At 42.7% G+C, this 2,277-nt stretch carries 6 protein-coding genes; 1 reads left to right on the top strand and 5 read right to left on the bottom strand.

The window, feature by feature from the left end; translation table 11 throughout:
* Nucleotides 1-153 precede the first annotated feature (153 nt).
* The 5 genes from nadS to KDK14_RS20705 all read right to left on the bottom strand — a co-directional run bounded on the left by nadS (nt 154) and on the right by KDK14_RS20705 (nt 2,076).
* A complete protein-coding gene (gene nadS, locus KDK14_RS20685) occupies nt 154-444 on the bottom strand; it encodes a NadS family protein (RefSeq protein WP_257267132.1) in 291 nt (96 codons plus the stop codon).
* 2 nt (nt 445-446) lie between these two features.
* Nucleotides 447-779 (bottom strand): type II toxin-antitoxin system RelE/ParE family toxin, encoded by a 333-nt coding sequence (locus KDK14_RS20690; protein WP_257267133.1) that lies wholly within the window; start codon nt 777-779, stop codon nt 447-449.
* A gap of 145 nt (nt 780-924) precedes the next feature.
* Nucleotides 925-1,236, bottom strand: coding sequence for a HigA family addiction module antitoxin (locus KDK14_RS20695; RefSeq protein WP_257267134.1), 312 nt, complete (start codon nt 1,234-1,236; stop codon nt 925-927).
* A 10-nt stretch (nt 1,237-1,246) separates the two neighbouring features.
* The gene (locus KDK14_RS20700) at nt 1,247-1,528 is read right to left on the bottom strand and encodes a type II toxin-antitoxin system RelE/ParE family toxin (RefSeq protein WP_257267135.1); all 282 of its coding nucleotides are present in this window, start codon (nt 1,526-1,528) and stop codon (nt 1,247-1,249) included.
* 152 nt (nt 1,529-1,680) lie between these two features.
* Nucleotides 1,681-2,076 (bottom strand): hypothetical protein, encoded by a 396-nt coding sequence (locus KDK14_RS20705; protein ID WP_257267136.1) that lies wholly within the window; start codon nt 2,074-2,076, stop codon nt 1,681-1,683.
* Nucleotides 2,077-2,126: 50 nt separating this feature from the next.
* Between KDK14_RS20705 and KDK14_RS21910 the strand changes: the two genes are divergently transcribed.
* Nucleotides 2,127-2,277, top strand: a 151-nt coding sequence (locus KDK14_RS21910; RefSeq protein WP_373691128.1) for an ogr/Delta-like zinc finger family protein, incomplete at its 3' end; no start/stop codon positions are given.

The following is a 2,277-nucleotide window of genomic DNA, read 5'->3' on the forward strand; positions in this document are numbered from 1 at the left end:
TCCGAGTGCTGATTATTGCCGTTGGTATACGACGGGATAATGAAGTTTATGAAATAGCAGAAAAACGGGTTTGATCGCCATGTTTATAAACGCTCAAACACCAAATCTTTTGAACCTTTTTTCTAAGCGGCCTATGCCGCAGTGAACATAAAATCAAGCGAAATGCAATAATCTAAGAACAGTCTCCGGCTCACGGGAAAGCAGGTTCAGCAAAACCCGGGCTGGCCCGGTGGGTTTTCTATCTCCCCTCTCCCAATGTCTCAGGGTGGGGAGTTTTACCCCCACCGCTTTGGCGAATTCTTCCTGGGTCATATCGACACTGGAACGAATGGCCTTTATATCCAGTGGTTGCACTTCATGGACAATCGCTTCTGTTTTTTCGCCCTTGGCGTAGGAAACCGCTTCTTCCAAGGCTCCCATCACATCGTTATAAATATCCGTCATGGTCATTCTCCGTAATGGTGTACCAGCTGTTCAATCATTTTTTTCCAGTTGTTTCTCTCAGCCTTGCTTAAATTGTCCTGTTCACCTTTGGCGTATAGAGTCAGTAAAAACAAGGGCATATTCATATTTCGATAAAAATAAATCACTCTAACCCCACCACTTTTGCCAGAACCACCACGCTTCCAGCGGAGTTTCCGGATGCCCCCGGTTCCTTGCATAATGTCACCAGCATCAGGATTTGATGCCAGGTAATCAATAATCTCCCGCCGTTCTTCCTGATCCAGCAGATCAATAGCCCGTTTTTGGTATATGGAAAGTTCTACAATGGTCTGCATAATTAAGTGTAATCCATTGGATTAGTCAGGGCAAACTATAAAATGAATTTATGAGGCTGTAAATGGGGAATAGTTCCCATGATTTTTCATGGGAGCCGTTATCAACGATGGCGGATAACTGGATTATCTTCAATGCTGATAACCATTAGCTGTTAACCGCAACTAATTTACCAACTGACTGATAAATATCATCATTGCTGTTTTCCATTTCCCAGACATCAAGCGCGTTTTGCATACCAAGCCATACGTCTACTGACGTACCAAGGGCAATAGCCAGCCGCTTTGCCATGTCTTTACTGCATGGAATACGTTCATTCACAAAAGCCGACAGATGTTTTCTCGATACATTCATGACTTTTGCCGCCTCAGTCACCGAAAGATTTAACGGCTCAAGTACATCCAGCTTTACCATTTGCCCGGGATGAACCGGCTTTCTTTTTCTAATGCGTTTGGTCATAACTTTTTCCTCAGTGGTACTGCTCATAATCAACTCTGACTGCATCATTCCTTTCAAATTCAAAGGTGATGCACCAAGGCCCGTTCACATGTACGGAATAACGCCCGGCTGCTTTTGGCTCCAGCTTGTGAAAGTTGAAACCGGGTATTTTCATGTCATGGGGCTGTTTTGCCTGGTCAAGTACATCCAATAACCTGCCTATACGATTTTTGTGTTTTGAGTTTATTCCCTTGGTTGTTCCATCGTAAAAATAATCCTCTAACCCCTTATGAAGAAACGTTTGTATAGCCATGTCTTTACCATAACCGTTATGGTTACATGGTAGAGTGTAACCTAATCGGTGTCAATAAATTAACGTCAAAACATGACTAAATAGTTCCGAAATTTAAGAACTGTCTCAGGCAGCGGTTCAGGAGCATCTGGCAATTTAGGTGATAAAAATGGTCAGTGCAGGTTTTTGCAATCCCACTCGGTTTTTATCTCATCCCGATTTATGTTAAAGGCAGTGCAAAGATCATCATTTACCTTTTGCATTTTATCAGATTGAAATGACAGGGCCTTTTGCAAATAGTTACTGACTGCATAGCAGTTGTTAACTAAAACCTGGCAAGTGTCGTAGTCTTCATCTTTGACCTTGATATTTGCGCCAATGCAAGAATTACCATGTTTATCAATTTCAAAATGCATGGCAGACCATGGCTGGAAGACAAACCGGTGATTACCTTTTTCACTTGAAATTAGGGTGACGGCCCCGCATAAATCATACTTTTCAAAAATCTGGTTTATTTCCCTGAATGCTGCATCCAGTGTATTTTGACAGTTATCATTACGGTTGTTCACTATAATCTCCGGCTTATACTGACTATTCAAACTATTCATGGGAGAACCAGGTGAAAATCACCTGCCCGCATTGTGGCGAAAAATCCGGCATCAGCAGCAGTAAAAAAATCACCGGAACACTCCGGGAGTTGTATTGCCATTGTGAAAATCCGCTGTGTGATGCCGGTTTTGTCATGAGTCTGGCCTATAAACACGACACAC

This window comes from Endozoicomonas sp. ONNA2, from assembly GCF_024606365.1.
Classification (GTDB): domain Bacteria; phylum Pseudomonadota; class Gammaproteobacteria; order Pseudomonadales; family Endozoicomonadaceae; genus Endozoicomonas.

Coding starts and splice junctions, on each gene's coding strand:
- nadS (WP_257267132.1), bottom strand. CDS start 444: ATGACGGATATTTATAACGATGTGATGGGAGCCTTGGAAGAAGCGGTT.
- KDK14_RS20690 (WP_257267133.1), bottom strand. CDS start 779: ATGCAGACCATTGTAGAACTTTCCATATACCAAAAACGGGCTATTGAT.
- KDK14_RS20695 (WP_257267134.1), bottom strand. CDS start 1,236: ATGACCAAACGCATTAGAAAAAGAAAGCCGGTTCATCCCGGGCAAATG.
- KDK14_RS20700 (WP_257267135.1), bottom strand. CDS start 1,528: ATGGCTATACAAACGTTTCTTCATAAGGGGTTAGAGGATTATTTTTAC.